This is a genomic window from Pararhizobium sp. (assembly GCF_035497515.1).
Lineage (GTDB): Bacteria > Pseudomonadota > Alphaproteobacteria > Rhizobiales > Rhizobiaceae > Pararhizobium.
In genome coordinates this window covers 1-6,648 of record NZ_DATJDJ010000036.1, presented here as the reverse complement: position 1 = coordinate 6,648, position 6,648 = coordinate 1, and the positions used below count along the sequence as shown (strand labels likewise).

The window sequence follows — 6,648 nt, the reverse complement described above, 5'->3', positions numbered from 1 at the left end:
CATCGCGCCACGCCTCATTGTTGGTGCCGATGGCGTCTGGTCGCGTATCCGCAATGAGGTTCAAGGCGCTGGGAAAGCGATGTTTTCCGGCAACACAGCCTGGCGCTTCACCTTAGGTGAGGCCGACACCCCTGCTGCCCTGGATTTTACCAAAGTAACCGCCTTTCTCGGTGGCGGCGCCCATCTCGTCGCCTATCCCCTTCAAAAGACGCGCAGCTTCAACATCGTCGCGATTGCCGGTGGCCGCGATACCGGCGAAGTGCAAGATGTCAAGCCGGCTCCTGAGAGCACGCGAAGCGCGTTGGTCGGTGCCTTTCGCGGCTGGCATCCGCAACTTGTCGACATTCTCCGCAATGCGGGTTCTAGCACTCTGTGGCCACTCTATCAGGTTACCGACGGTGCTTGGTGCCAAGGCGAAGACGTGGTGCTGATCGGCGATGCGGCCCACGCCATGATGCCCTTTGCAGCCCAGGGTGCCGCGATGGCGATCGAGGACGCGTTCGAACTCGCCTCCTTCGTTGCCAGGGGCCTGCCTCTCGCCGCCTTCGCCGCCCACCGGAAAACGCGGATCGCCCAAGTGCGTTCACGCGGCGCGTTCAACCGTTTCGCCTATCATGCCCGTGGTCCGATCCGGATCGGGCGAGACCTTGTTCTGTCGATTCGGCGGCCGGAAAGCCTGGCCGCCGATTTCGATTGGCTCTACGGCTACGAGCCGCAGGACTGAGTTGTCAGATGGCGTTGGCAGCCGCGAACCCGGCGTCGATGTCCCTGCGAAGGTCGGCCACATCCTCAAGCCCGATCTGCAGGCGGATCACCGGCCCTTCGCTCGGCGCCTTGCAGATGCGGCGGTCGGAAAGCCCGACATGAACAGCAAGGCTTTCATAGCCGCCCCAGGACCAGCCGAGGCCGAAGATCGACAGCGCGTCGAGAAAGGCGTGCGCCTTCGGCTTGAACTGTTCCGGACCATCCACCTTCAGTACGAACGAGAAAATGCCGCTCGAGCCGGTGAAATCGCGTTTCCAGAGATCATGGCCCGGAAAGCTAGGCAGCGCCGGATGCAGAACGCGGGCGACATCGTCGCGCTCCTCCAGCCAGCGGGCAATGGTCATCGTGCTCTCCTGATGGCGATCCAGTCGCACACCCATCGTGCGCAGGCCGCGCAGGATCTGGTAGCTATCATCCGGAGCGCCGCAGATACCGAGCGCGATATTGGTTTCGTGCAACTGCTCCCAGTGCTTGGCATTGGCCGAAACCGTGCCCATCAGGATGTCCGAATGGCCGGACGGATATTTGGTCGCGGCATGGATGGAGATGTCGACGCCGTGGTCGAGCGGCTTGAAATAAAGCGGCGTCGCCCAGGTATTGTCCATCGTCACCACGCAGCCATGACGATGCGCGGCTGTCGTGATCGCCCGGATATCCTGCATCTCGAACGTGTTGGAGCCCGGCGCCTCCGTGTGCACCAGCCTGGTGTTCGGCTTGATCAGGCTTTCGATGCCGGCGCCGATCATCGGGTCGTAATATTCGACGGTGACACCCAGCCGTTTCAGCATCGTGTCGCAGAAATGCCGGGTCGGAAAATAGACGGAATCGACGATCAACGCATGATCGCCGGCCGATAGGAAAGCCAGGAATGGAACTGTCACCGCCGCCAGCCCGGATGGGACAAGGATGGTGCCGGCAGCCCCTTCAAGCGCATCGATCGCCTCGCACAGGGCATCGGTCGTCGGTGTGCCGCGCGTGCCGTAGGAATATTTCTGGCCCCGGGTCTCCATCGTCTTGGCATCTGGAAACAACACGGTGGAGGCGTGCACAACGGGTGGATTAACGAAGCCATGATAGTCTGACGGCGAATTGCCGATATGCGACAGCCGCGTGTTCACGCCCGCGCCGGCGAGGAAGTCTTTCTTGTCATTCATGTGAAGATCCGTTTGGGAAGGTCCGATTGTGCGATGTCACGATCCCGCACTTTTCCGCGCGCTGCGCCGAAGGGTCAAGGGACTTCGGCGATCAAGGCCCATAAATCGCGAAAACGGCGGCTCTGGTGGTTTTTTAAACAGAAAACTGCATTTATCCAAAAACACTGCCTAAACATGTGGCGTCGCTCGCGATTATCACAGCACGGCCTAGAAAATCGGCGACATGTCTTGACCCTGCGCTGTTTTGAGCATGAGATAGACAGTACTCGCGCCAGGAGGGTGGCGGGGGCCGCGCTTGCGCCGGACACGGGCAGCGGGTGTGGGACGAGAACAAAGACAACAGAAAAAGGTTCTAAAAATGGCAAAAAGAATTCTGACAGCGCTGATCGGCGCGGCCGTCATGGGGATTGGCAGCCAGGCATCCGCCGGCACACTCGACGATGTCAAGGCGAAGGGTTTCGTCCAGTGCGGCGTTAACGGTTCGAACCTGGCGGGCTTCGGCGCGCAGGATTCGTCCGGCACTTGGGCAGGCCTGGACATCGACTTATGCAAGGCCGTGGCTGCCGCAGTTTTCGGCGACGCCACCAAGGTGAAGTTCACGCCCCTGTCGGCAAAGGACCGTTTCCCAGCCCTGCAATCCGGCGAAATCGACGTGCTGGCACGCAACACCACCTGGAGCACAAGCCGCGATTCGCAGCTTGGCTTCGACTTCCGCGCCGTCAACTACTATGACGGCCAGGGCTTCATGGTGAAGAAGGAATTGAACGTGAAGTCGGCCCTCGAGTTGAGCGGCGCCTCGATCTGTGTGCAGTCCGGCACCACGACCGAACTCAACCTCGCCGACTATTTCCGTGCCAACAACATGGAATTCAAGCCGGTGGTTTTCGAAGCCCAGGACGAAGCGGATGCCGCCTACAATGCCGGCCGTTGCGACGCCTATACCACCGACGCTTCCGGCCTCTATTCGATTCGCCTGAAGATGGCCAACCCGGACGACCATCTGGTTCTGCCTGAAATTATCTCCAAGGAACCGCTCGGCCCGGCCGTTCGCCAGAACGACTCCAAGTGGTTTGACGTCGTGACCTGGTCGCACTATGCCATGGTTGCCGCGGAAGAATTCGGCATTACCCAGGCCAATATCGAGGAAATGAAAAAGTCTGCCAATCCGGACATCAAGCGTTTCCTTGGCGAAGAAGCTGATTCGACGCTTGGCGCCGACCTTGGCCTGCCAAAAGACTGGGCCGTACAGATCATCAAGGCTGTCGGTAATTACGGCGAAAGCTTCGAGCGCAACATCGGCGAGGGTTCTCCCCTGAAGATCCAGCGTGGCATCAACGCCCTGTGGAACAAGGGCGGCCTGCAGTACGCACCACCGATCCGGTAACGCCAGCGACTTCGGGAAGGCGGACATCCCGCCTTCCCTCACTGTTTAGAACACCCGGAAAAAAGGGTGACAGAAACGACAGGGGACATTTTCAATGGCTGTGACCGACGCCCGAGTCCAGGGCGGTGACGACCGACCCACGGTATCGCTGCTTTACAATCAGACCTTCCGACGCATCGTCTACCAAACATTGACGATCGTCATTATCGTGCTTGTTATCTTTTTTGCATGGACAAACGCACTCGACAATCTCCATCGCGCAAACATGACCTCGGGCTTCGGCTTCCTCAACAGCCGCGCCGGTTTCGACGTCGCCCAGTCGCTGATCACCTATTCCAGCGATTCCACCTATTTTCGCGCGCTACAAGTCGGTCTTCTCAACACCTTGGTCATCGGCGTCTGCGGCATCATCACGGCGACGGTCGTCGGACTGCTCATCGGCATCGGGCGACTGTCCCATAACTGGCTTATTGCGCGGCTTTGCACCGTCTATGTCGAAGTGTTCCGCAATATTCCTCCGCTGCTGGTCATCTTTTTCTGGTATCTCGGCGTGCTTGCGCTGCTGCCGTCAATCCGCACCATTTTCCAGCACGTACAGGACAATCCGGGCGCAATTTTCTTCATCTCGAACCGCGGCATCTATATGCCCGCGCCGATCTTCGGCGAGGGTTTTGCCGAAGTTGTCATCACCTTCTTCGCCGGCATCGTCGCCGCGATAGCATTCACCATCTGGGCCAACAAGCGCCAACTCGCGACCGGGCAACGCCCGCCCGTATTATGGGTCAATCTTGCACTGATTGTCCTTCTGCCGCTGGCGGCATTCCTGGTCCTCGGCATGCCGCTCAGCTTCGATTATGCCATCCCCGGATCGTTCAACATGCGCGGCGGCATGGTCATTGGTCCGGAATTCCTGGCACTTTATCTTGCGCTGTCGCTCTATACAGCTTCGTTCATTGCCGAAATCGTGCGCGCAGGTATCCGCGGTGTCGCCAGGGGCCAGACGGAGGCATCTTATGCGCTGGGCCTGCGGGCCGGCCAAGCCACCCGTCTGGTGGTCCTGCCGCAGGCGCTCCGGATCATCATTCCTCCTCTGACCTCCCAATATCTCAACCTGATCAAGAACTCTTCGCTTGCCGTGGCCGTCGGCTATGCGGATCTGGTCGCCGTGGGCGGCACCATTCTCAACCAGTCAGGAAAGGCTATCGAAATCATCGCCATCTGGATGGCGACCTATGTCACCATCAGTCTTGTAACGTCACTGTTCATGAACTGGTTCAATGCAAAAATGGCACTGGTGGAGCGCTGACATGAGCACCAATCTCGCCTTTGTTCGCAATGATTTCCTGCCTGCGCAGCAACCGCCCCATGCCGGCTCGACCACTGCGGGCTGGCTGCGGAAGAACCTGTTCGCGACACCCAAGGACAGTATCCTCACGGTGATTGCAATCATCGCGATCGTTACTCTCCTGCCGAAAGCTCTCGACTGGTTGTTCCTCTCCGCCATCTGGGTTGGCGCCGACCGTACCGCCTGTCTCACTGTCGATCAGGGCGGCCAACTGGCCAGCGGCTGGAGCGGCGCATGCTGGGCCTATGTCAACAACCGCTTCGGCCAGTTCATGTTCGGATCTTATCCCAAGGCCGAACTGTGGCGGCCGCTGCTGGTGCTGTTCCTGTTCGTGGCGTTGCTGATTCCGCTCCTGATCCCGAAGGCCCCGCGAAAGGGCTTGAACGCGCTTCTGCTGCTGATCGCTCTCCCCATCGTGGCCTATTTCCTGCTGCTGGGCGGCTGGTTCGGACTGCCCGAGGTCGAGACGACGCTCTGGGGCGGCCTGATGGTGACCTTGATCCTGTCTTTCGTCGGGATCGCCGTGTCCCTGCCGCTCGGCATCATGCTGGCTCTCGGACGCCGTTCGACGATGCCGGTGCTGCGCAGCTTCAGCATCGCCTTCATCGAGCTAATTCGCGGCGTGCCACTGATCACCGTCCTGTTCATGGCCAGCGTGCTGCTGCCGCTGTTCCTGACGCCCGGCAACAATATCGACAAGTTCCTGCGCGCCTTGGTCGGCGTCTCGATTTTCGCCTCTGCCTATATGGCGGAAGTGATCCGCGGCGGCTTGCAAGCCATACCGAAGGGACAATACGAGGCGGCGGACGCGCTGGGGCTAAACTATTTCCAGATGATGTACTTCGTTGTTCTGCCGCAGGCGATCAAGCTGGTCATTCCGGGCATCGTCAACACGTTCATTGGCATCTTTAAGGACACCTCACTGGTGACGATCATCTCGATGTACGATCTGCTCGGCATCGTGAAGGCCAGTTTCGGGGATTCGGGCTGGCAGACACCGGTCACGCCCCTTACGGGCTTGATCTTCGCCGGCTTCGTCTTCTGGATATTCTGCTTCGGAATGTCACGCTACTCGGCCTTCATGGAACGTCACCTCGACACCGGCCACAAACGATAAGATATAAGGGGAAAAATCTCATGGCAAACGAAGCCACACCGCTGAAAGTCGAAGTGTCGTCCACCGACGTCGCCGTTGAAATCGTCAACATGAACAAGTGGTACGGAGACTTCCATGTTCTTCGCGACATCAATCTCAAGGTCATGCGCGGCGAGCGCATCGTCATTGCCGGTCCCTCCGGCTCCGGGAAATCGACGATGATCCGCTGCATCAATCGGCTGGAAGAACACCAGAAGGGCAAGATCGTCGTCGACGGCATCGAACTCACCAACGACCTGAAGAAGATCGACGAAGTGCGCCGCGAGGTCGGCATGGTGTTCCAGCATTTCAACCTCTTCCCGCATCTGACTATTCTCGAAAACTGCACGCTGGCGCCGATCTGGGTGCGCAAGATGCCGAAGAAGCAGGCCGATGAAGTCGCCATGCACTTCCTCAAGCGCGTCAAGATCCCCGAGCAGGCCCACAAATATCCGGGGCAGTTGTCCGGCGGCCAGCAGCAGCGCGTGGCGATCGCTCGTTCGCTCTGCATGAATCCGCGCGTCATGCTGTTCGACGAGCCAACCTCGGCGCTCGACCCGGAAATGATCAAGGAAGTGCTCGACACCATGGTCGGCCTTGCCGAGGAAGGCATGACGATGGTGTGCGTCACCCATGAAATGGGCTTTGCCCGGCAGGTCGCCAACCGCGTCATCTTCATGGACCAGGGCCAGATCGTCGAGCAGAACGAACCGGCCGCCTTCTTCGACAATCCGCAGCACGAGCGCACCAAGCTGTTCCTCAGCCAGATCCTGCATTAAAGAATGTCGCGCTAAAGTGTGCAGCGGTTTTGCGATAACGACATGCACAAAATCAAAGACCTAGAGCGTCGGAAGCGAATCTGAAA

6 protein-coding genes are annotated in these 6,648 nt (G+C 59.2%); 5 read left to right on the top strand and 1 reads right to left on the bottom strand.

Translation table 11 applies throughout. The annotated features are described in order from the left end of the window. A partial coding sequence (locus tag VL202_RS03545; RefSeq protein WP_325462792.1) for an FAD-dependent monooxygenase occupies nucleotides 1–724 on the top strand: 724 nt, incomplete at its 5' end. 4 nt (nucleotides 725–728) lie between these two features. Here the strand turns inward: VL202_RS03545 and VL202_RS03540 are convergent. After that, nucleotides 729–1,919 carry a cystathionine beta-lyase gene (locus VL202_RS03540; RefSeq protein ID WP_325462791.1) on the bottom strand — a complete coding sequence of 397 codons (1,191 nt, stop codon included), beginning with the start codon at nucleotides 1,917–1,919 and terminating at the stop codon, nucleotides 729–731. A gap of 358 nt (nucleotides 1,920–2,277) precedes the next feature. On the opposite strand from VL202_RS03540, the gene VL202_RS03535 reads away from it, so the two are divergent. The 4 genes from VL202_RS03535 to VL202_RS03520 all read left to right on the top strand — a co-directional run bounded on the left by VL202_RS03535 (nucleotide 2,278) and on the right by VL202_RS03520 (nucleotide 6,562). Further along, complete coding sequence (locus VL202_RS03535) at nucleotides 2,278–3,303, top strand: amino acid ABC transporter substrate-binding protein (RefSeq protein WP_325462790.1); 1,026 nt, start codon at nucleotides 2,278–2,280, stop codon at nucleotides 3,301–3,303. Between the two features lie 94 nt (nucleotides 3,304–3,397). Continuing rightward, nucleotides 3,398–4,609, top strand: a complete 1,212-nt coding sequence (locus VL202_RS03530; protein WP_325462789.1) for an amino acid ABC transporter permease — start codon at nucleotides 3,398–3,400, stop codon at nucleotides 4,607–4,609. A gap of 1 nt (nucleotide 4,610) precedes the next feature. Further along, nucleotides 4,611–5,765, top strand: coding sequence for an amino acid ABC transporter permease (locus VL202_RS03525; RefSeq protein ID WP_325462788.1), 1,155 nt, complete (start codon nucleotides 4,611–4,613; stop codon nucleotides 5,763–5,765). Between the two features lie 20 nt (nucleotides 5,766–5,785). Further along, on the top strand, nucleotides 5,786–6,562 hold the full coding sequence (locus tag VL202_RS03520; protein ID WP_325462787.1) for an amino acid ABC transporter ATP-binding protein: 777 nt from the start codon (nucleotides 5,786–5,788) through the stop codon (nucleotides 6,560–6,562). Nucleotides 6,563–6,648: the final 86 nt, after the last annotated feature.